Source organism: Streptomyces syringium, from assembly GCF_017876625.1.
GTDB lineage: Bacteria > Actinomycetota > Actinomycetes > Streptomycetales > Streptomycetaceae > Streptomyces > Streptomyces syringius.
The window spans coordinates 6,577,172-6,597,424 of record NZ_JAGIOH010000001.1 but is presented as its reverse complement, the minus strand read 5'-3'; the positions used below and the strand labels follow the sequence as shown (position 1 = coordinate 6,597,424).

The window sequence follows — 20,253 nt, the reverse complement described above, 5'->3', positions numbered from 1 at the left end:
CGGCGCTCCCCAGGGCATCGAGGGTCGCCCGGGGTACGCCGGACCGGATGGTGCGCATGCGGCGGCTGGCCTTCCTCGGGGTCCGCGCCCCGGGCGGTTGGAGGACGGCGGGAGTTCCTGACTCGCCCGGCATCGCTGCCGGGCTCACAGTGGCGGGACCGTGCCGGAGTCTCACCGGCTTCCTCCCCTGACGCCGTCGCTGGCGTTTGGCGGACCAGAGGACGAACAAAGAGATTCTGGCCACCGGTGAGCATAGTAAGCGCTGGCCGTTTGGCACAGGACGGTGCACCCGGTGTGATCGTCGGTATGCTCGCCGCCATGCCCGTCACCCCCCCATCCCCCTCGGAGCGGGATAAACCGGCCGCCGGCGGACGGACCGTCCGAGCGGGCGGCGACGCCTGCCCCGGAGCGCTGCGGCTGCACACCGCGGACGACGGTGCGCTGGCGCGCGTCCGGTTGCCCGCCGGGCTGTTGACGGCCCGTCAGGCGATGGCATTGGCGCTGGTCGCCGAGGAGCTGGGCGACGGGAACCTCGACATCACCTCGCGCGGCAACGTCCAGCTGCGCGGGCTGTCCGACGGCTGCGGCGGTGAACTGGCCGGCCGGTTGCGGGCGGCGGGGCTGCTGCCGTCGGACCGGTACGACCGGGTGCGCAATGTGGCGGCCTCGCCGTTGTGCGGTCTGGACGGGGCCGTGGAGCCGTCCCCCGCCGGGGCAACCGATGTGCAGGCCTGGGCGCGCGCCCTGGACGCACTCCTGTGCACCCCCGCGTCCGATGCGCCCGACCCCTCCGACGGCCTGGATTTGTCAGGTTTGTCGGGTCGTTTCCTCTTCGGCCTGGACGACGGCCGCGGCGACATCGTGGCCCTCGGCCCCGATGTGACATTGATCGCAAGCGGTGCGGGGCAGGCCACCGTGTGCTTCGCCGCCACCGGGCCCGGTCTGCGCATCGCCGCCTGTGACGCGCCGCGCGCGGCCGTGCTGGCCGCGCGCGAGTTCCTCGCGGCGGCGGCCCGCGGCGGCGCCAAGGCCTGGCGGGTGCGGGACCTGGCCCCCGAACACCGCCCGCGCGTCGAAGCGTTGGGTGACCGGCTGACGGCCGCGGGCATCGACTGCGTCCCGCTGCCCCGGCCCCGTCTCCCGCACGGGCCCCCGGTCGGGCCCGGCCTGGTCACCGGCGGGGACGGGCGGTGCGCCCTGTCGGTGACCGCGCCGCTCGGGCGGCTGACCGCCGCCCAGTGGCGGCTCGTGGCCACCACGGCCGACCGGGACGGGACGGGCGAGCTGCGTGTGACACCCTGGCGCGGCATCGTCGTCCCCGGCCTCCCGGCCGGTACGGCCCGCTCCCGGCTGACGGCGCTCGCGGACGCCGGACTCGTCACCTCCACCACGTCCCCCTGGCACCGGGCGGGCGCGTGCGCGGGCCGGCCGGGCTGCGCCAAGTCCCTCGCGGACGTACGGGCGGACGCGGCGGCCTGCCTCGCGGGACTGCCCCCGGCGGGGCTCCCGGTGTACTGGTCCGGCTGCGAGCGGCGGTGCGGCCACCCGGGCGGGACATGGGTCGACGTGCTCGCGACCGGGGACGGCTACCGGATCGCGGTACGGGACGGGGAGACGGAAACGAAGACGGAAACAGCCAGAGCGGGGGGACTGGCCGACGCGGTCGCGGCGGCTCGTACCTCCGCGGACTGACCCTGCACGACACCACCAGGCGCAACCCAGCAAGCGAGGCACAGTGTTCGAGTACGAGAAGGACGGCGCGTCCATCTACCGCCAGTCCTTTGCCACCATCAGGGCCGAGGCCGACCTCGGCGGACTGCCGCCGGACGTCAGCCAGGTCGCGGTGCGCATGATCCACGCCTGCGGGATGGTCGATCTCGTACGGGACCTCGCGTACTCCCCCCAGGTGGTGGCGCGGGCCCGCGAGGCGCTGCGCGCCGGGGCGCCGATCCTGTGCGACGCGAACATGGTCGCCAGCGGGGTGACCCGCAAGCGGCTGCCCGCGGACAACGAGGTGCTGTGCACCCTCGCCGACCCGTCGGTGCCGGAGCTGGCACGGCGGATGGGCACGACCCGCAGCGCGGCGGCCCTGGAGCTGTGGCGCGAGAAGCTCGACGGCGCGGTCGTCGCGGTCGGCAACGCGCCGACGGCGCTGTTCCGTCTGCTGGAGATGCTCGCAGAAGGAGGGGCAGGCGGGGCGGCGGCGCCGCGTCCGGCCGCGGTCATCGGCATACCGGTGGGCTTCATCGGTGCCGCCGAGTCCAAGGACGCCCTGGCCGACAGCCCGCTGGGGCTCGACTATCTGGTGGTGCGGGGCCGTCGCGGCGGCAGCGCCATGGCAGCGGCGGCGATCAACGCGATAGCGAGCGAGGAAGAGTGAACGAGCAGCCTTCGACGACGGGCCGACTGTACGGAGTGGGCCTCGGCCCCGGCGATCCGTCGCTGATGACCGTGCGGGCCGTCGAGGTCATCACCGCGGCCGACGTCGTCGCGTACCACAGCGCCCGGCACGGCCGCAGCATCGCGCGCACCATCGCCGAACGCCATCTGCGCCCCGACCACATCGAGGAGCAGCTGGTCTACCCCGTCACCACGGAGACCACCGACCACCCCGGTGGCTACCGGGGCGCGATGGAGGAGTTCTACGAGGAGGCCGCGGCGCGGCTGGCCGTCCACCTGGACGCCGGGCGCACGGTCGCGGTGCTCGCGGAGGGCGACCCGCTCTTCTACAGCTCGTACATGCACATGCACAAGCGGCTCGCCCACCGCTACCCGACGGAGGTGATCCCCGGGGTCACGTCCGTCAGCGCGGCGGCGGCCCGGCTGGGTGAGCCGCTGGTGGAGGGCGAGGAGGTCCTGACGATCCTGCCGGGCACGCTGCCCGAGGAGGAGCTGACGGCCCGCCTGGCCTCGACCGACTCGGCCGTGGTGATGAAGCTCGGCCGGACGTTCCCCGCCGTGCGGGGCGCGCTGGAGAGCGCGGGCCGGCTCGCGGACGCGCGGTACGTCGAGCGCGCCACGATGCCCGGGGAGCGTACGGGCCTGCTGGCCGACGTGGGCCCGGCGTCGGTGCCGTACTTCTCGGTGGCGGTGCTGCCGAGCCGCGTCGACGCGGCTCCGGCCGCCTCGGGCCGGGGCGAGGTCGTGGTCGTCGGGCTCGGCCCGGCCGGCCCGCTGTGGCTGACGCCGGAGGCGCGCGGCGAGCTGGCGGCAGCCGAGGACATCGTCGGCTACAGCACGTACGTGGACCGGGTGCCCGTCCGGCCGGGCCAGCGACGGCACCCGTCCGACAACAAGGTGGAGTCCGAGCGTGCCGAGTTCGCGCTCGACCTCGCCCGGCAGGGGCGGCGGGTCGCCGTCGTCTCCTCCGGCGACCCGGGCGTCTTCGCGATGGCGACGGCCGTCCTGGAGGTCGCCTCCGAGGACCCGTACCGCGAGGTGCCCGTGCGGGTGCTGCCCGGCATGACGGCGGCCCACGCCGCCGCCTCACGGGCGGGCGCGCCGCTCGGCCACGACTACGCGGTCGTGTCGCTGTCCGACCGGCTCAAGCCGTGGGAGGTCATCGCCGAGCGACTGCGGTCGGCCGCGGCGGCGGACCTGGTCCTCGCCCTGTACAACCCCGGCTCCCGCAGCCGCGTCTGGCAGGTCGGCAAGGCCCGCGACCTCCTCCTGGAACACCGCCCGGCGGACACCCCGGTCGTCCTGGGCCGGGACGTGGGCGGTCCGGAGGAGAGCGTACGGATCGTCCGGCTCGGCGAACTGGACCCGGAACAGGTCGACATGCGCACGATCCTCATCGTGGGCTCCACCCAGACCCGCACGGTACGGCGTGGTCCCGACGGCGGCGAGGAGATCGTCTGGACGCCCCGGCGGTATCCGGAGGGGTAGCCGTTCACCTGCGGCGGGCCTGGTGCGGTCCGGGCGGTCCGCACCATGCGGGCGATCGTTTCCCGCCTTCGGCCGGCGGGCGGGACGGGGGCCGTCGGCCTGGGGCGGGTCCAGCCGGAGGCCGGGCCCGCAGCGCCTCCGCCCCGGGGACAGCGGAGGGTCAAGCCCGCCCGCCCTGCATGGTCGCCCGCACCCATTCCACCGCCTCCGCCGGGTCCGGCGCGACGGGCACCCCCTCCGGCGCCGGGGGCCGGCGGACGATCACCACGGGGATGCCCGCCTGCCGGGCGGCGACGAGCTTCGCGGCCGTCGCCGCCGCCCCGCTGTCCTTCGTGACCAGGACGTCGATGCCGTGGCGGCGCAACAGCTCCGCCTCGCCCTCCACCGTGAAGGGGCCCCGGGCCAGCAGCACCTCCGTGCGGGCCGGCACCGGCGGTTGCGGGGCGTCCACGGAGCGGACGAGGAACCACATATCCTCCAGGTGGGCAAAGGCCGCGAGGCCCATCCTCCCGGTGGTCAGGAACGCCCGCTTCCCGAGCGCAGGGATCGCGTCCGCCGCCTCGGCCAGCGAGCCGACCGGGTGCCAGTCGTCGCCCGGCTCCGCGACCCAGCCGGGACGGCGGAGGGCCAGCAGGGGAACATGGACGTCCGCGGCAGCCCGTGCCGCGTTGCAACTGATCGTGCCGGCGAAAGGATGGGTGGCGTCGATGAGCGCGTCCACCTGCTGCTCGCGCAGCCACCGGGCCAGGCCCTCGGGCCCCCCGAACCCACCGATCCGCACCTGCCCGGCGGGCAGTCGCGGTGCGGCGACGCGCCCCGCCAGCGAGCTGGTGACGCGCAGCGCGGGATCGGCCGCCAGCTCGGCCGCGAGCCGTCGCGCCTCGGTGGTGCCGCCGAGGATCAGGACGTGGCGTGGCCTGTGCACCGCCGGCCTCCCGGGTCGGGCCCGCGGGCGCGGGCCGGTGTGCCGGGCGCACGGCCCGGCCGGTGCCGCCGCGGCACCGGATGGTCAGGTTAGCCGGACCGGCGGAGCCCCCCGTGACTGACGTCAAGGCCGAACCCACCCCGAGCGGGCGCGGTGCGCAGCTCGCGCACACCGGGCTCCGGCACGGCTGGACCACCGGCGCCTGCGCGACGGCGGCGACCACCGCCGCGTACACCGCGCTGCTCACCGGCGACTTCCCCGACCCCGTGACGATCACCCTGCCGAAGGGGCAGACCCCCGCCTTCGCGCTTGCCGCCGAGGAGCTGCGCGACGGCGGCCGGACGGCCATGGCGGCGATCGTCAAGGACGCGGGCGACGACCCGGACGTCACGCACGGGGCGTTGATCCGGGTCACGGTCCGGGCGCTGCCGCCCGGCTCCGGGGTCGTCTTCCGGGCGGGCCCCGGGGTGGGCACGGTCACCCGGCCGGGGCTGCCGCTGGCCGTCGGCGAACCGGCGGTCAACCCCGTCCCCCGACAGATGATGCGCGATCACGTGGCCGAGGTCGCCGCCCGGCACGGGGGCGCCGGGGACGTAGAGATCGAGGTGTCGGTCGATCACGGCGAGGAGATCGCCCGCTCCACCTGGAACCCGCGCCTGGGGATCCTGGGCGGCATCTCCATCCTCGGCACCACGGGCATCGTCGTCCCCTACTCCTGCTCGGCCTGGATCGACAGCATCCGGCGCGGTGTGGACGTGGCCCGCGCGGCGGGGCGCACGCATGTGGCGGGCTGTACGGGCTCGACGTCGGAGAAGGTCGCGGTCGCCGTGCACGGGCTGCCCGAGGACGCCCTGCTGGACATGGGCGACTTCGCGGGGGCGGTCCTGAAGTACGTCCGCCGTCACCCGGTCGACCGCCTCACCGTCGCGGGCGGCTTCGCGAAACTGTCCAAGCTCGCCGCGGGCCATCTCGATCTGCACTCGGCCCGCTCGCAGGTGGACAAGGGCTTCCTCGGCGAGCTGGCCCGCCTGGGCGGCGCGGACGCGGAGCTGACCGCCGCGGTCGCCGCCGCCAACACCGGTCTGGAGGCCCTGACCCTGTGCGCGGCCCGCGGTGTCCCCCTCGGCGACCTCGTCGCCCGGGCCGCCCGCGACGAGGCCCTGGCGGTGCTGCGCGGGGCGCCCGTCTCGGTCGACGTCATCTGCATCGACCGCGCGGGCACGATCGTCGGCCGGGCGGAGCCGCGCGGTCCGGCCGGGCGCTGATCCCGGACCGCTCGCGGTAAGGTCACCGCGAAGATCGTCAAGGGGGATTCATACATGCACCACCGTCGTCGCGCCACGAGCACGTGGGGCCTTCCAATACTCGTCGGCGCGCTGGTGGCCACGTCCGGTTGCGGCGGCCGCTCCCCCGACGCGACGCCCCCGGCCGGGCCCGGCGAGCGGACGGCCGCCTCCGCGGACCAGCCCGCCGCCCCGGCCCCGACGAAGCCGGCCAGCGTCGCCGAGCTGAGGCGCCTGCTGCTGACCACCGACGACCTGGGCAGCGACTACACCGCGGAGCCGTCGAAGGACGACGCGAAGGACGACGACGCGGTGAGCGGCTGCCCGGCGATGGAGCGGCTCGTCGCCAGGATTCCCCGACTGCAGCCGGTGAACCAGGCGGACGTCTGGTTCATGTACGGCAGCGACCCCCGCTCGACGCTGAAGGAAGAGCTCGACAGCGACTCCCCCGCGCAGCTGTCCGCCGTGCTGCGGGAGATCCGGGACACCTACCGGGCCTGCCCCTCCTACACCGTGACGTCGGGCACCACCGCGGTCCGGATCACCCTGGCCGAAGCCGTCGTACCCGAGCTCGGTGACGAGCGGTACGCCTTCACCTCGACGTTCGTCGGCCTCGGAGGCCCGTCGGAGGTCAAGCGGGTCGCCGTCCGCAAGGGCAACATCACCCTCTTCTTGAGCGGCTCCCCCGCGCTCGTCGACAAGCACCTCAAGAAGGCGTTCGAGAAGGCCACCGCCCGCTGAGTCGGCCCGCGCAGGGTGTCGGCCTTGTGCGCCGAGCCGCTGGACCGGGCGCCGGCCGGTCAGGCGCCGGTGTCCGCTTCGGGGGCGTCGTCCAGGAGCTGGGGGCCGTTGTTGCGGACGTTGTTCACCGCGGTGGTCACCGCGCGGACGTCGAGGTCGCCGTGGGCGGGGGTGTCGAGGAGGGCGCGCAGGTCGTCGGGGTCCTGGTGTGCGGGGTCGAGCCAGGCTTCGTAGTCCGCCGGGGAGATGGCCAGGGGCATGCGGGGGTGGATGCGGCCGGCGGTGTCGGTGGCTTCGGTGGTGATGACGGTGCAGGTGGTCCACCAAGCCGCCGGGTCCTCGTCATCGGCCACCGCGGGGTCGCGCCAGAACTCGTACAGCCCCGCCATCGCCATCACCTGCCCGTCCGTGGGGCTGATGAAGTACGGCTGCTTCCTGGCCTTCGCCGTCCCGGTCGCCGGGACGGTCTGCCATTCGTAGAAGCCGTCCGCGGGGAGCAGGCAGCGGCGCTTGGCGAACGCACGACGGTAGGCCGGCTTCTCGTGCACCGTCTCCACCCGCGCATTGATCATCTTCGCCCCGGTGTCCGGGCTCTTCGCCCAGGACGGCACCAAACCCCAGCGCAACGCCCGCAGCTGTCGCTCCAGCGCACCGCTCGTGCGGTCGGCGCGTTCCAGCACCGCCCACACGTCGTCGGTCGGAGCGACGTTCCAGCTCGGCTCCACGAGCTGCTCCGGATTCCAGCCCTCGACCTGGAACAGACCGGCCAGATCCTGGGGGCTGCGGGTGGAGACGTATCGACCACACATGCCACCCACCCTGCCACCCGGCCCCTCCCCCTGGGGGCGATCGGCGGGCAGGGCTCGCCGCCGACGCGATGCGGATCGCCTGAGCGGTGGCTCTCGGACCGTGCTCGCGGCCGCTTCCGGGCGCCGGTCAGCCGCCGCCGACCCCACCACCCTGTCGGAAGTGGGTCTCCGGCATCCGGTTGTCGTGCTTCAACGGCTCCTTCGTCCCCAAGCGGGCCCAGACCAAGAACGTCCCCAGTCCCACAGCCAGTAGACCGACCGGAATGAGTATCGCGAGAGCCCACTCGGGCATGCCGCCTCCCCCTTAGCGTCTTCGACCTGCCAAGCGCCGTGCCACCACGGTAGGGCCCGCTACTGACAACGAAGCAGGGCCGCGCCCTTGCCCGCCAAGCCGTGGGCTCGAGCCCGGCAGGTAGATCAGCGGTCAGCTCGACGGTGCCGCACCAGCCCGTGAAGACGTCTGCCGGGTCCGCTGCCTCACCCAGTGCGCCAGCCGATTCCGGGTCGGTGGTGCGGGCCGCAGCAGCAACAACTGCGAAGAGCAGCGCCCGTATCGACCAGAAGATCGAGATACGCGGCGGCGGCATGAACATGGCGGTGGCCGTCAAGGGAAGCATCGACATGCCGGGAGGCAAGGGGCGCCTGACGGTGGCCCTCTCAAGCCAGGGCGACGAGAAGACGGTCTTCCTCGACGAGGTCTTCACCGGCGGCACCGTGTACTTCAGGATGCCGGAGGAGAAGAACGGTGACACCTCCTGGCGCTCGCTCCCGCGTGACAAGGCCGAGTCCCACTACCTGCTGCGCTCACCGGTGAACGACCCCGAGCACGTCCTGCGGCAAGTGGGGCGGATGCACAGCGTGTCGAAGGTCGGCGAGGAGAACGTGAACGGTGCGCCCACCGTGCACTACCGCGGCAAGCTGGACCACAAGACGCTCACGCTCCGGATGGCCGAGGACAGGCGTGCCGAGTTCACCGAGGTGCGGGAGAAGGTGGGCAGCGACCTCCCCGCCGTTGCCGATGTGTGGATCGGCCGGGACGGGCGCGTCGTCCGTACCCGTCTCGACTGCCCCATGGGCACAGTTGGCGTCACAGCCACGAGGAATCTCACGGACCTCGGCAAGCCCGTGGAGACACCGGCCGTCCCGGAAGACGCTGCTGCCGTACCGCCGAACACCGTGGGCGGACCGCTCACAGGCTGACCACGCAGGTACCCGTCCCTCGCGCGGAATGCGTGAGCGCTCCACCGTAGGAAACTCCTGGAGCACACCCGTCCCGGCCGGGCCAAGGCACGCACACTCCGGCGCGCGGCCGATAGCCGCGCCACGCGCCTGCCAGGCGGCCGGAGGCGGCGCCTCCCGCAGCCGGCTACCCGGCCAGGCCGGCCTCGTGGGCGGCGATGGCCGCCTCCACTCGGTTGCGGGCGCCCAGTTTCGTCAGGACAGCGCTGACGTGTGCCTTCACCGTGCCCTCGACGAGGTGCAGCCGGGTCGCTATCTCCGCGTTGGACAGTCCCGCGGCGAGTCCGGCCAGGACGTCGCGTTCCCGTTGCGTCAGTCGGTCCAGGGAGCGGTGGGGGTGTGCCGATCGGTGGGCGCGGATGCCGGCGATGACCCGGGCGGCGACCCGTGGGGACAGGTAGGCCCCGCCGGCGCCGACGGCCCTCACCCCGTTGAGGAGTTCTCGCGGGTCGTCCGCCTTCAGCAGGAAGCCGTCCGCGCCTTCCTCGAGTGCCCGGGTGATGTACTCGTCCAGGCCGAAGGTCGTCAGCATGATCACACCGGCAGTGGTCGGTTCCCGACGGAGTCGTGCCACCGCCGTCAGCCCGTCGAGTCCGGGCATCTGGATGTCCAGCAGGACGACGTCCGGCCGGTGCCGGCGGGTGAGCGCGAGGGCCTCGTGCCCGTCGCCCGCCTCGGCGACCACCTCGACGTGCGGATCGCGGGCCAGGATGGCACGTATGCCTGCCCGGACCATCGCCTCGTCGTCGGCCACCAGGACCCGGACCGGCCGACCGCTCGGTGTCGTGTCTTCCATGCGAGGAGCCTACGGCCGGCGCATGGCCGGGTCGGCGGTGAGCGCCGCGGATCCGTCCCTGGTCGCGGTGTTCCCCCGACGAAAGGCAGGACGCCTCTTCCGTTCGGCCCATGGGCGCCGGCTGTGCGCGCTCCTAGCGTCGCTGCCGTACTCCTTGTGACCGACAGCGAAGGAACTTTCGTGATCAGCCTCCGAGGACTGACCAAACGCTACGGCGGCACCCTCGCCGTGGACGACATGACCTGCGACATCCGGGCCGGCCGGGTGACCGGCTTCCTCGGCCCCAACGGCGCCGGGAAGTCGACCACGATGCGCATGATCCTGGGTCTCGACCACCCCACGCGCGGGCGGGCCCTGATCGGCGGCCGCCCGTATGCGGACCTGCGCCGTCCCCTGCGGGCGGTGGGAGCGGTGCTGGACGCCCGGGCCGTTCATCCGGCGCGTTCCGGCCGCGCGCACCTGCTCGCCCAGGCCCGGTCCAACGGCATTCCCGTACGGCGGGTGGACGAGGTGCTGGAGACCGTGGGCCTGGCCAAGGCGGCCCGCAGACCGGCAGGCACGTACTCGCTGGGCATGAGCGGACGGCTGGGCGTGGCGGGAGCCCTGCTCGGTGATCCACCCGTGCTGGTCCTGGACGAACCGGTCAACGGCCTCGACCCCGACGGTGTGCGGTGGATCCGCCGGCTCGTACGCGACCAGGCGGCGGAAGGGCGCACCGTGTTCCTCTCCAGCCATCTGATGAGCGAGATGCAGTTGACCGCCGATCACCTCGTCGTCATCGGGCGGGGGCGGCTGCTGAGCGACACGTCCATGACGGAGTTCCTGGCCGCCGCGTCGCCCGCCTCGGCACGGGCCACGGTGCCCGACGCACAGGAGCGGTCCGCGCTGGTCCGTTGTCTGACGACGACCGACGGGGTGAGCGTCGAGACGTCCGCGTCGGGAGAACTCGCCGTGGGCGGCATGACCGCGGCCGGGATCGGCGATCTCGCCCATCGCTGCGGCGTACGGCTGCACGCGCTGAGCGACGTACGGGTGTCGCTGGAGCAGGCGTACATGGACCTGACCGCGCGGAGCGTCGAGTACGCGACGGGCTCCGCTGAACGAGGGGGACGGCAGTGAACAGCGCGACAACACCTGGCGGGCGGACGCTTCAGCCCCCGACCGTGCACAACGCTCCCGGACAGCGCGCGCCTGGCGGCTTCGCCGGGGCGGTCGCCTCCGAGTGGACGAAGCTCTGGTCGGTGCGGGCCTCCGGCCTCTGTCTTCTGGTGGGCCTCGTGGTCTCCGGTGTGTTCACGTACTACTACGCGTCGATCGCCCGCATCAACGAACACCCGGTCCAGCCCGTCGGGAACGCGGCGGCCGCCTCCGCCGTCGTCACCCAGTTCGCCTTCGTGGTCCTGGCCACCGTCGTGGTGACCTCCGAGTACTCGACGGGGACCGTGCGGGCCTCCCTGCTGTGGGTGCCCCGGCGACACCGGGTCCAGGCGGCGAAGGCCCTGGTGACGGGCCTGGTCGCGTTCCTCGGCGGTGCCGTGTACGCCGTGCTGGGCACGGCCGTTGCCTGGGGGGCGTTCGACGGCCGGGCCTCGTTCGAGGCGAGCACAACGCTCCGGCAGGTACTCTCCGTCGGGGTCTACCAGGCGCTTGTCGCCGTCCTCACCGTCGGCGTGGCTTTCGCCACGCGGCACCCGGCCGGCGCACTGTCGATCCTCGTCACGCTGCTGTGGGCGCTGCCGAGCGTGCTCCTGGGCCTCGGCAGCGACACGCTCGCGGCCGTGAACGACGTCCTGCCGTACGGAGCGGGCGACCACGTCATGCGCGTCGGCGGCAGCGCCCCGTTCTCCTCGGCGACGGCCGTCCTCATCGTGGCCGCGTGGACCGCGGCAGCACACGGGGCAGGCCTGTACGTGCTGCGCCGCAGGGACGCCTGACACTACGTCGGCTGCGGCTCCGGCCCTGGTCGGCGTGCGCCCGGGCGCACGTCCCAGAGAATCGACGCGAGCACGTCACCACAGCGACCGGAAGGACATCCACCCACCATGCGGCGCCCGCGCACCCCCCCGACCAGGTACGTTCTCGCCGACGGTGCACTGTGGGCCGTGCTCGCCGCCGCCACCGGCTTCGGGTTCCGGGACGCGGGCGGGGCCGCCTCGCCGGTGCTGGACCTGTTGCTCCCCCTGGTTGTGCTGGCCGTGGCGGTACCGCTGTCGCACGGCCGGCCGGGGGCCGCGGTGCTCATGGTCAACGGGCTGTGCGCACTGGGCCTGGCCGACTCCGCGACCCCCGCCAACGCCCACGTCCTGTCGTTGGCCGCGCTGAGCTTTCTGCTCGGTGTCCGCATCGCCCGGGTCCCGGGCCCGCTGGTGGTGCTCGCGGCGTGCCTCGGGGTCGATGTCGCGGCCTGCGCCGTGCTGAGGGTGCCGGCCGTGTGGTGGTTCTACACCCTGGCCCTGCTGCCCGCCGCCCTCCTGCTGCCGTGGCTGGCAGGGCGCCACTGGCGGGGCCGGCGTGAACTCGTGCGGGAGGGATGGAGGCTGGCGCAGAGCCTGGAGGAGCGCCAGCACCTCGTGGCGGAGCGGGCCCGGCTGACCGAACGCGCGGACATCGCGGCCGACATGCACGACTCGCTCGGCCACGTCCTCAGCCTGGTCGCCCTGCGCGCCGGCGCCCTGGAACTCTCACCCGACCTCACCGACCGCGACCGTGCCGACCTCGCGGAACTGCGCGGGACGATCGCGGACGCCGTCGAGCAACTACGGGAGACCGTGGCCGTCCTGCACGAACCACGGGAACCGGCGGCCGGGGTGGGGATCGGGGCGGGGGCCGACGCGAGCAGCCCGTCCGCCAAGGACACCGTCGCGGACCTCATCGGCCGGGCGGCCGCCTCCGGAGTGCCCGTGCGCTGGGAACAGCGTGGAGCGATACCCGTGCTCCCGCCACTGGTCGAACGCGGCATGTACCGGGTGGTGCAGGAAGCCCTCACCAACGCCGTGAAGCACGCCCCCGGCAGCGCGGTCAGCGTGGGGATCGACCATGAGGGCGACCGCACCCGCGTCAGCGTCGTGAACGCCGCCGCGCCGAGGAACGGGCGGACCAGGGCCGGGAACCAGGCTCCCGACGCCGGCGGCCGGGGGCTGACAGGGCTTCGGGAACGCATCACGGTCCTCGGCGGCACCTTGCGGACCGGTCCGCACCAGGGCGGCTTCCGTGTCACCGCCGTCCTCCCCCACCAGGCCCCGGCACGCCCCGCGACGCGGGCAACCGCCCCCGGGACAGGCGGGCACATCGACCGCGGCGCCTCCCCCGAATCCACCGAACGGCTGGCCGCGGTGCGGCGCGCCGCGCGGCGCCGCGCCGTTGCCGCCTTCGCGGCGCCGGTCACCGCAGCGGCGTTCTTCGTTCCGGCCGCCGTCTGTCTGGCCTGGCAGCTGACGACGGGCGTGCTGCCGCCGTCTCGGTTCGACGCGTTGGAGCCGGGGCGGTCCCGCGCCGAACTCGGCCCTCTGCTCCCGGCCCGCACCTTTCCGTATCCGCCCGACCACGTCCGTGCCGCGGCCCGGCCGCCGGGCACCGACTGCGGCTTCTACCGCTCCGGCCGCGACCTGCTGGACGAGGTCGACCTCTACCGCCTCTGCTGGTCCGACGACGTTCTGGTGTCCAAGGACACCCTGGAGGCGAACCCACGCTGACCTCCGGTTCCGCTGCACCGTGGACGACCCAGCCGACGCCCACGGCGAGCCGAGCCGGGGGCCCGGCACAGTCGAGCCGCTACCCGGGCCGGGCGGAACGCCAGGCTGTCCCATCGAGGAAGTGCACATCGTAGCGGACCTGTTCGGGCAGCAGGCTGTCGAAGGACTCCAGGCCGTGCTGGATACGGCCCAGCGCCCGGAAGTATCCGAAGCGGTCGACACCCGGCGTCAGGACCGCCAGCAGCTCGGCGGTGCAGCCGGCAGCGGCACCGAAGGCATGCGCCACCTTTGGCGGCACGACGACCATGCCGCCCTTCCCCACCGACGTCCTCTCATCGCCGACAAGGAAATCCACCCTCCCGTCGAGGACGTAGAAGAGCTCCGTCGACAGCGCGTGGTAGTGCGGCCGCGCGCCGTCGGCGCCCTCACCGAGAGCCAGGCGGTTGGCACCCAGCGCCCCACCGGTGTCGCCGGCGTCGGCCAGCAGCCGGAAGCCTCCGCCGTGCGGCAGCGCTACGTACTCGGCTTCCTCGGACCGCACGATCAGCCCGGTCTCGTTCCCAGTCCCAGTCTCCATCAGAACTCCTTGGTGGCGGCCTCCTGGCGGAAGCGGCCTTCTACGGTCGAAGCCCTGCGCCTCTCGTCGCCGGAAGCGAGCCGACGGGAGGCGCAGGGCACTGCCCGGCCCGATCAGGCGGCGTGCCCGCCGTCGACGGAGAACTCGGATCCGGTGATGTAGGCGGCCCCGTCTCCGGCGAGGAAGGCGACCGTGGCCGCGACCTCCTCCGGACGGCCGAACCTGCCGAGGGCCGTCATCGCGGCCTGGGGGGCCGCGTGGGGTCCGTCGGCCGGGTTCATGTCGGTGTCAACCGGCCCCGGGTGGACGATGTTGGCGGTGATGCCCCGTTCGCCGAGCTCCCGGGCGAGGGCCTTGGTGAGCCCGGTCAGAGCCGACTTGCTCATCGCGTAGAGCGTTCCGCCGGGGCCGGGTACCCGCTGGGTCATGCAGGTGCCGATGGTGATGATCCGGCCTCCCTGGCCCATGTGGCTCGCTGCGGCCTGCGAGGCGAGGAAGGCACCCCGTACGTTGACCGCGAGCACCCGGTCGACGTCGGCCAGCGTCAACCCGGCGAGCGGACCCAGGACACCCACGCCCGCGTTGTTGACCAGCACGTCGAGCCGGCCGAGTGTCTGTGCCGCCCAGTCCACGGCGCCCGCCGCGTCACCGGCGTCGCCCGCGTCGGCCCGGACGGCGACGCCTCGGCGGCCGATCGCCTCGACCCTTCGGACCACTTCCTTGGCCGCTGCCTCGTCGGCCGTGTAGGTGATGGCCACATCGGCTCCCGCCTCGGCCATGGCCAGTGCGATCGCCGCGCCGATGCCCCGGCTGCCACCCGTCACCAGAACCGCCTTGCCGTTCATGAACTCTCCTCGTCATTGGTTGCTGGTTCAATGAAACGGGACGGCGATCGCCTGCGCTGGCGGGAATCCGACCTGGCGTTCAGCCTGCGGTCGGCCTGCCGGTCCTCGCAGCGGAGGCACTTCCGGCCGAAGTCGGGCGGCGCGCCGTCGTCACACCAAGGCCCGGCGCGTGCCTGGCGCTACGGCAGCCCCTGGCACACCCGAACTGTTCCGCCAGCGGCAGAACACCTGCCCGACCGGGCTCGGTGATCGCTACAGTCCAGCCCCATGACGACGATTACCACGCGGACGGTCGAGTACCCGGCCGACGGCTTAGCGATGATCGGGCACCTGGCGCTCCCGGCCGGTGCCGACCGCCGGCCCGCGGTGCTGCTCGGGCCGGAGGGACCGGGCCTCAGCGACGTCGAGCGCCGCCGGGCCGATGCGCTCGCCGAGCTGGGATACGTGGCGCTGGCCTTCGACCTCCACGGCGGACGCTATTTGCGCGACCGCGAGGAGATGCTGGCCCGTTGCATGCCGCTGCTCGCCGACCCCGACCGGATGCGGGGCATCGGTCACGCGGCGCTCGACGTGTTGCGCGCCGAACCGCGGACCGACCCCGACCGGATCGCCGCCATCGGCTACGGCACCGGGGGCGCCATCGGGCTGGAACTCGCGCGCGACGGCGTCGATCTGCGCGCGGTCGGGACAGTCAACGCACTGACCACGGGCCGACCGGGCGAGACGGCGCGCATCCGCTGCCCGGTGTGGGCCGGGGTCGGGTCGGAAGACCCGATCATGCCGCCCGCGCAACGGGACGCGTTCGCCGCCGAGATGCAGGCCGCGGGCGTCGACTGGCGCCTCGTGGTCTACGGCGGCGCCTTGCACGCCTTCCACCACCCGCCGGTCGACCAGCCCGTGGTCCCCGGCGTCGGCCACCACCCCCGGCATGCGCAGCGGGCCTGGCGCGACGTCGTCGACCTGCTCGCCGAGAGTCTGCCCGTGACGGCGTGATCTGGTCAGTCCGAGCTCGGCCACCTGCTGGGCTCTTCTCAATGATCGGCTGGGCAATCGCTTGGCCGGTCCTCGGAGGAGAGATCATCATGGGGGCATGTCTGACAACCAACACTCCCTGTCACCGGCTGTAGTTCGGCTCCCGCGGTACACGAAGACGGAGCAGAACGAGATCCTCGGTGACGGCGACGATCCCTTCGGTGTGGCCGCGGCCGGTCTGACCTGGCTGCCCAAGGAAGAACACTTCGGCATCAGGCACGGCGACCGGCTGGTGGCACACGCCGGCCTCCTACGGCTGCCTGTTGCGATCGGCGACATCAGGACAGAGGTGGTGGGCGTCGGCGGAGTGGCCGTCGCACCCGACGTGCAAGGCCAGGGGCTGGCTCGGCTCGTCGTCACAGCAGCACTCGACCACGCTCGCACGATGGGCCCCCAGCACGCGCTCCTGTTCTGCCGTCCTCCCCTCGTGCCGCTGTACCAGCGCCTCGGATGGCATCAGCTCGACCAGGACGTCCTCGTCGAGCAACCCGGAACCCGCTTGGTGACCATGCCACTGCGGACCATGGTGACGCCCCTGCACAACAAGGCGCACTGGCCTTCAGAGCCAGTGCGCCTGTTCTCCCTCCCGATGTGACGGGCCCTGCCCGCACCGTTCCTGCGTCCAGCACACCTCACCGAAGGGCTCTGCGCTCAGCGGGTCGACGCTCAGTGGTTGGCGGAACCGTTGCCGGCCAGCAACGGGATCTCCTCGACGAGGTGGGACAGCGGGTCGTCGCCGTCGCTGATCGTGGAGTCGTCGGCGCACTGCTGCTGTTGCTGCGAAGTGAGGACGGGGATGTCCTGAAGTCCGACGTTGACCAGCAGGGCGATCGACTGGACGCCGAGCTTCCCGACGCCGACGCACAGCTTGTTCAGCGTCCCCTGCACCGCGCTGATCTGCGGGCTTCGGTCGCCACCGGTGACGGTGTTGCCGTAACCGGTCCTGGCGGCGTTGCCGTTCGCGGTGTCCCTGCCGTCATTGCCGACGGCCACCGCGGGAGCGGTGAGGAGACCGGCCGCCGAAGCCGTGAGGGCGGCCGTCGCGATTACTCTCTTCAGCACGTCCGGTGACCTTTCGAGTGAGGAGTCGTCCCTTGCCGGGGGTTCACCGGGGTAACCGGCCGGCACCGTGGAAGTTTCGCGTCCTCACTCGTTCGCTCCAGGCCGGGCCGTCGCCGACTCAGCCCGCGCAGCGGTCCCGGGTCGTCGAGTACAGGTGGCTGTCCGGGAACTGTTCCGCCCCCAGGGTGCGGCCGACGATGATGACCGCCGTCCGGACCACGCCCGCCGCCTTCACCTGGTCGGCGATGTCGGCGAGGGTGCCGCGCAGGACGAGTTCGTCGGGGCGGCTGGCCATGGCGACGACGGCGGCGGGGCAGTCGGGGCCGTAGTGCGGGAGCAGTTCGGTGACGACGCGGTCGGCGTAGCGGGCCGCGAGGTGCAGGACGAGGAGGGCGCCGCTGCGGCCGAGAGTGGCGAGGTCCTCGCCCGGGGGCATCGGGGTGGCCTGCTGGGCGATGCGGGTGAGGATGACGGTCTGGCCGACGGTCGGCACGGTCAGTTCACGGCCGAGGGCCGCCGCCGCGGCGGCGAAGGCGGGGACGCCGGGGACGATCTCGTACGGGATCCCGGCCGCGTCGAGGCGGCGCATCTGTTCGGCGACGGCGCTGAAGACGGCCGGGTCGCCGGAGTGCAGCCGGGCGACGTCGTGGCCCGCCTCGTGGGCGGTGACGAACTCGGCCGTGATCTGGTCGAGGTTCAGCTGCGCCGTGTCGACGAGACGGGCGTCCGGCGGGCACTCGGCGAGGAGTTCGCGGGGGACGAGGCTGCCTGCGTAGAGGCAGACCCCGCACCGGGCCAGCGTCCGCGCGCCGCGCACCGTGATGAGGTCGGCGGCGCCGGGGCCGGCGCCGATGAAGTACACGGTCATGCGTCGGTTTCTCCTTCTGCGGGTGTGACCACGGATTCCGCGCGTGCTACGGATTCCGCGGGTTTGACCACGGACCACTGGGTGACCGGCATGGCCTGCCGCCAGCCGGTGAAGCCGCCGACGGGCACGGCGTGCGCGACGGAGAGGCGGGTCAGGTCACCGCCGTGGCGGTGGTACCGGTCGGTGAGCAGCGCCTCGGATTCGAGGGTGACGGTGTTGGCGACGAGCCGGCCGCCCGCGGGGAGCGCGTCCCAGCACGCGTCGAGCAGGCCGGGGGCGGTGAGCCCGCCGCCGATGAACACGGCGTCGGGGTTGGGCAGGCCGGCGAGCGCGGCGGGAGCGGCGCCGGTGACGACGCGCAGCGCGGGTACGCCGAGGGTCTCCGCGTTACGGGCGACGCGGGCGGCCCGTACGGGGTCGCGTTCGACGGTGACGGCGCGGCAGGAGCGGTGGGCGCGCATCCACTCGATGCCGATGGAGCCGGAGCCGCCGCCGATGTCCCAGAGCAGCTCGCCGGGGGCGGGGGCGAGCGCGGCGAGGGTCGCCGCCCGCACATGACGCTTCGTCAACTGCCCGTCGTGCTCGAAGGCCTCGTCCGGCAGTCCGGGCGTGAGCGGCAGCCGGAGGGCGTCTTCGGCGCACCGGCAGTCGACGGCTATGACGTTCAGCGCGTCGCCGGGGGCGTGGTGCCAGTCCTCGGCCGTGCCCTCGACGCGGCGCTCGCGGGCGCCGCCGAGCTGTTCCAGCACGGTCAGCGTGCTGGGCCCGAAGCCGCGGTCGCGCAGCAGGGCGGCGACCTCGGCAGGGGTGTCCGCGCCGGCGCTGAGCACCAGCAGCCGGCGGCCGGGGTGCAGGGCGGCGGACAGCGCGCCGAGCGGGCGGCCGACGAGGCTGCGCACCTCGATGTCGTCGAGCGGCCAGCCGAGCCGGGCGCAGGCGTACGACACGGAGGAGGGGTGCGGCAGGATCCGCAGCCCGTCGGCGGTGCCGAGGGCGTCCACGAGCGTGCGGCCGACGCCGAAGAACATGGGATCGCCGCTGGCGAGCACGCACACCCGGCGTCCGGCGTGCGCGGCCAGCAGCCCGGGGACGGCCGGGCGCAGCGGGGAGGGCCAGGCGACGCGCTCACCGGCGCAGTCGGGGGGCAGCAGATCGAGCTGGCGGGGGCCGCCGACGATCACCTCGGCCCGGCGCAGGGCCTCCTGGGAGCCGGGGGCGAGGCCCGGCCAGCCGTCGGCGCCGATGCCTACGACCGTCACGGGGGCTTGGCTCACGGGGGCGCACCTCGGGATTCGCGGTGTACAGGGGCATCGGAACTCTACTGACCTGCGACGACGGCGCCACGACCGGGACCTCGCTCGCCTACAGTTGCATATTGTTCGCAATTACATAGCCAAGGCAGGAGGTCCGCTCGTGAGGCGTTCACCGGTGGTGCTGGGGATCGAGTCGTCCTGCGACGAGACCGGCGCCGGTCTCGTCCGGGACGGGAGGCTGCTGGGTCACGCGGTGGCCTCCAGCATGGACGAGCACGCCCGCTTCGGCGGTGTCGTGCCGGAGATCGCGGCCCGCGCGCATGTGCACGCGGCGGCGCCCGTCGTCCGTGCCGCGCTGGCCGACGCGGGCCTGACGATGCGCGACATCGGGGCGGTCGCCGTGACGACCGGCCCCGGCCTGTCGGGCGCGCTCCAGGTCGGTGTCGCCGCGGCGAAGGGCTTCGCCTACTCGCTGGGCGTGCCGCTGTACGGGGTGCACCACCTCGCCGGGCACGTGGCCGCCGACACCCTGGAGCACGGGCCGCTGCCGAACCCGTGCGTGGTGCTGATCGTCTCCGGCGGGCACACCTCGCTGCTGCTCGTGCGGGATCTGGCGCGCGACCCGATCGTCCACCTCGGCGACACCCTGGACGACGCGGCGGGCGAGTGCTTCGACAAGGTGGCCCGGGTCTTCGGCCTGCCCTACCCCGGCGGTCCCGCCGTCGACCGGGCGGCCCGCGAGGGCGACCCGCGCGCGGTGGCGTTCCCCCGTCCGCTGACCGGGCCGCGCGACGATCCGTACGCGTTCTCCTTCTCCGGTCTGAAGACGGCCGCCGCCCGCTGGGCGGAGCGGCACCGGCAGGCCGGGCGGCCGCTGCCCGTCGCGGACGGCGCCGCGTCCCTCCAGGAGGCCGTGGCCGACGTCCTGACCCGCAAGGCCGTCGCGGCGTGCGTCCGGCACGGGGTGGGCACCCTCGTCGTGGTCGGCGGGGTGGCCGCCAACTCCCGGGTGCGGGCGCTGGCCCAGGAGCGTTGCGCGGCGGCGGGCGTCGAGCTGCGGGTGCCGCCGTTGCGGCTGTGCACCGACAACGGCGCGATGATCGCGGCCGTCGGTGATCTGCTGGTGCGCGCGGGCGCGGAGCCCGCGCCGCTGGAGGTGTCCATCGACCCGTCGGCGCCGCTGGAGTACGCGGCGCTCCACCCGGTGGCGAGGGCCGCCGCCCGCGCCGCCTGACACCGGCGC

Annotated in this window: 20 protein-coding genes and 1 riboswitch; of the genes, 12 read left to right on the top strand and 8 right to left on the bottom strand. The window is 73.7% G+C overall.

Annotation, left to right across the window (positions count from 1 at the left end):
• Positions 1 to 89: 89 nt before the first annotated feature.
• Positions 90 to 234, bottom strand: a riboswitch (cobalamin riboswitch).
• A gap of 72 nt (positions 235 to 306) precedes the next feature.
• Genes JO379_RS28980 through JO379_RS28970 form a run of 3 tightly spaced genes read left to right on the top strand, consistent with a single transcriptional unit; the run spans position 307 to position 3,888 of the window.
• Positions 307 to 1,692, top strand: a complete 1,386-nt coding sequence (locus tag JO379_RS28980) for a ferredoxin-like domain-containing protein (RefSeq protein WP_209518952.1) — start codon at positions 307 to 309, stop codon at positions 1,690 to 1,692.
• Between the two features lie 43 nt (positions 1,693 to 1,735).
• Entirely contained in the window at positions 1,736 to 2,380 is a 645-nt protein-coding gene (locus tag JO379_RS28975) for a precorrin-8X methylmutase (RefSeq protein WP_130881236.1), read from the top strand.
• A complete protein-coding gene (locus JO379_RS28970; RefSeq protein ID WP_209517682.1) occupies positions 2,377 to 3,888 on the top strand; it encodes a precorrin-2 C(20)-methyltransferase in 1,512 nt (503 codons plus the stop codon). The genes JO379_RS28975 and JO379_RS28970 overlap by 4 nt, the downstream gene beginning before the upstream one ends.
• A 160-nt stretch (positions 3,889 to 4,048) precedes the next feature.
• Here JO379_RS28970 and JO379_RS28965 read toward each other — a convergent pair whose 3' ends face one another.
• Positions 4,049 to 4,813, bottom strand: a complete 765-nt coding sequence (locus JO379_RS28965) for a cobalt-precorrin-6A reductase (protein ID WP_209517680.1) — start codon at positions 4,811 to 4,813, stop codon at positions 4,049 to 4,051.
• A 113-nt stretch (positions 4,814 to 4,926) separates the two neighbouring features.
• Here JO379_RS28965 and JO379_RS28960 point away from each other — a divergent pair, with 113 nt between their 5' ends.
• Complete coding sequence (locus tag JO379_RS28960) at positions 4,927 to 6,078, top strand: cobalt-precorrin-5B (C(1))-methyltransferase (protein WP_307842177.1); 1,152 nt, start codon at positions 4,927 to 4,929, stop codon at positions 6,076 to 6,078.
• Between the two features lie 54 nt (positions 6,079 to 6,132).
• Entirely contained in the window at positions 6,133 to 6,837 is a 705-nt protein-coding gene (locus JO379_RS28955) for a hypothetical protein (RefSeq protein WP_209517676.1), read from the top strand.
• Positions 6,838 to 6,896: 59 nt separating this feature from the next.
• On the opposite strand, the gene JO379_RS28950 is transcribed toward JO379_RS28955, so the two are convergent.
• Positions 6,897 to 7,646: an SOS response-associated peptidase gene (locus tag JO379_RS28950; protein ID WP_130881241.1), complete on the bottom strand. Its 750-nt coding sequence runs from the start codon at positions 7,644 to 7,646 to the stop codon at positions 6,897 to 6,899.
• A 393-nt stretch (positions 7,647 to 8,039) separates the two neighbouring features.
• Here JO379_RS28950 and JO379_RS28945 point away from each other — a divergent pair, with 393 nt between their 5' ends.
• Positions 8,040 to 8,846, top strand: coding sequence for an SCO4651 family lipoprotein (locus tag JO379_RS28945; protein WP_505016576.1), 807 nt, complete (start codon positions 8,040 to 8,042; stop codon positions 8,844 to 8,846).
• A 166-nt stretch (positions 8,847 to 9,012) separates the two neighbouring features.
• Here JO379_RS28945 and JO379_RS28940 read toward each other — a convergent pair whose 3' ends face one another.
• Positions 9,013 to 9,681: a response regulator gene (locus JO379_RS28940; RefSeq protein WP_209517672.1), complete on the bottom strand. Its 669-nt coding sequence runs from the start codon at positions 9,679 to 9,681 to the stop codon at positions 9,013 to 9,015.
• Positions 9,682 to 9,861: 180 nt separating this feature from the next.
• On the opposite strand from JO379_RS28940, the gene JO379_RS28935 reads away from it, so the two are divergent.
• From JO379_RS28935 to JO379_RS28925, 3 genes are all read left to right on the top strand, one after another.
• Positions 9,862 to 10,800, top strand: a complete 939-nt coding sequence (locus tag JO379_RS28935) for an ATP-binding cassette domain-containing protein (protein WP_209517670.1) — start codon at positions 9,862 to 9,864, stop codon at positions 10,798 to 10,800.
• Between the two features lie 44 nt (positions 10,801 to 10,844).
• A complete protein-coding gene (locus tag JO379_RS28930) occupies positions 10,845 to 11,615 on the top strand; it encodes an ABC transporter permease (RefSeq protein ID WP_130881245.1) in 771 nt (256 codons plus the stop codon).
• A 108-nt stretch (positions 11,616 to 11,723) separates the two neighbouring features.
• Positions 11,724 to 13,373 carry a sensor histidine kinase gene (locus tag JO379_RS28925; RefSeq protein ID WP_209517667.1) on the top strand — a complete coding sequence of 550 codons (1,650 nt, stop codon included), beginning with the start codon at positions 11,724 to 11,726 and terminating at the stop codon, positions 13,371 to 13,373.
• 79 nt (positions 13,374 to 13,452) lie between these two features.
• Here the strand turns inward: JO379_RS28925 and JO379_RS28920 are convergent, their stop codons facing one another.
• Together JO379_RS28920 and JO379_RS28915 are read right to left on the bottom strand one after the other, a co-directional pair.
• Entirely contained in the window at positions 13,453 to 13,950 is a 498-nt protein-coding gene (locus JO379_RS28920) for a cupin domain-containing protein (protein WP_209517664.1), read from the bottom strand.
• A 113-nt stretch (positions 13,951 to 14,063) separates the two neighbouring features.
• A complete protein-coding gene (locus JO379_RS28915; RefSeq protein WP_209517662.1) occupies positions 14,064 to 14,795 on the bottom strand; it encodes an SDR family oxidoreductase in 732 nt (243 codons plus the stop codon).
• Positions 14,796 to 15,062: 267 nt separating this feature from the next.
• Between JO379_RS28915 and JO379_RS28910 the strand changes: the two genes are divergently transcribed.
• A complete protein-coding gene (locus JO379_RS28910; RefSeq protein ID WP_209517660.1) occupies positions 15,063 to 15,788 on the top strand; it encodes a dienelactone hydrolase family protein in 726 nt (241 codons plus the stop codon).
• A 97-nt stretch (positions 15,789 to 15,885) separates the two neighbouring features.
• Positions 15,886 to 16,422 (top strand): GNAT family N-acetyltransferase, encoded by a 537-nt coding sequence (locus JO379_RS28905; protein ID WP_130881250.1) that lies wholly within the window; start codon positions 15,886 to 15,888, stop codon positions 16,420 to 16,422.
• A gap of 71 nt (positions 16,423 to 16,493) precedes the next feature.
• On the opposite strand, the gene JO379_RS28900 is transcribed toward JO379_RS28905, so the two are convergent.
• The 3 genes from JO379_RS28900 to cbiE all read right to left on the bottom strand — a co-directional run bounded on the left by JO379_RS28900 (position 16,494) and on the right by cbiE (position 19,031).
• On the bottom strand, positions 16,494 to 16,889 hold the full coding sequence (locus tag JO379_RS28900; RefSeq protein ID WP_130881251.1) for a rodlin: 396 nt from the start codon (positions 16,887 to 16,889) through the stop codon (positions 16,494 to 16,496).
• 118 nt (positions 16,890 to 17,007) lie between these two features.
• Positions 17,008 to 17,757 (bottom strand): precorrin-4 C(11)-methyltransferase, encoded by a 750-nt coding sequence (gene cobM / locus JO379_RS28895; protein WP_209517658.1) that lies wholly within the window; start codon positions 17,755 to 17,757, stop codon positions 17,008 to 17,010.
• Positions 17,754 to 19,031 (bottom strand): precorrin-6y C5,15-methyltransferase (decarboxylating) subunit CbiE, encoded by a 1,278-nt coding sequence (gene cbiE / locus JO379_RS28890; RefSeq protein WP_307842174.1) that lies wholly within the window; start codon positions 19,029 to 19,031, stop codon positions 17,754 to 17,756. Before cbiE ends, cobM begins: the two co-directional genes overlap by 4 nt.
• Positions 19,032 to 19,185: 154 nt before the next feature.
• Here cbiE and tsaD point away from each other — a divergent pair, with 154 nt between their 5' ends.
• Complete coding sequence (tsaD, locus tag JO379_RS28885; RefSeq protein ID WP_130881907.1) at positions 19,186 to 20,244, top strand: tRNA (adenosine(37)-N6)-threonylcarbamoyltransferase complex transferase subunit TsaD; 1,059 nt, start codon at positions 19,186 to 19,188, stop codon at positions 20,242 to 20,244.
• Positions 20,245 to 20,253 lie beyond the last annotated feature (9 nt).